Source organism: Bacillus sp. LR--39 (genome assembly GCF_053613335.1).
This window is the reverse complement of record NZ_JBSIOT010001270.1, coordinates 1-585: the sequence shown is the minus strand read 5'-3', so window position 1 is coordinate 585 and position 585 is coordinate 1. Positions and strand designations below refer to the sequence as shown.

At 46.5% G+C, this 585-nt stretch carries 1 protein-coding gene and 1 pseudogene; both read left to right on the top strand.

Annotation, left to right across the window (positions count from 1 at the left end; genetic code table 11):
• The first annotated feature begins 95 nt into the window (after positions 1–95).
• Positions 96–437 carry a sporulation membrane protein YtrH gene (ytrH, locus tag ACWHAR_RS29895; RefSeq protein ID WP_003229410.1) on the top strand — a complete coding sequence of 114 codons (342 nt, stop codon included), beginning with the start codon at positions 96–98 and terminating at the stop codon, positions 435–437.
• Positions 434–585: pseudogene (locus ACWHAR_RS29890) on the top strand (sporulation membrane protein YtrI); the annotation flags it as partial. The gene ytrH and the pseudogene ACWHAR_RS29890, both read left to right, overlap by 4 nt.

Here is a 585-nt window from a genome sequence, read left to right as displayed (position 1 = left end):
AAGGCCGGTTTCCAAAAGAAACAAATGTTCTTTTTTGACTCATCATCATACTTGTCCTGAAAGCTCAATATGATATAAAAGGTGAGGTGATAAAGATGGATCAGGAAGCAGGATTTATGGTGAATTTTATCAATAGCTACTTCATTGCGTTAGGGGTGCTGATCGGGGGCGCACTCATTGGGGGGCTCGGAGCATATTTGGCAGGCGAACCCCCGCTTACAGCCATTACAAAGCTTGCCAACCGGTTAAAAATATGGGCGCTTGTCGCAGCTATCGGAGGCACCTTTGATGCGGTATACAGCTTTGAACGCGGCATACTCGAAGGCAATACGAGAGATATCTTTAAACAGCTTCTTTTAATTATTTCGGCCATGGGAGGCGCGCAAAGCGGCTGGCTTATTATATCATGGCTGACCCAGGAGCATCTTTCTTCATGAGGGTCCCCCAGCATTACAAAAAACCGGGATGGCAGCGTTTTTTCGCGGGAATGATGTGCGGAGCCGTAATTAGCTGGTTCTTTTTCCTGTTTACTTACGGAACATTCCAAGAGGAGCAGGTCAGCCTCATCGAAAAGCAAAAAGAGCA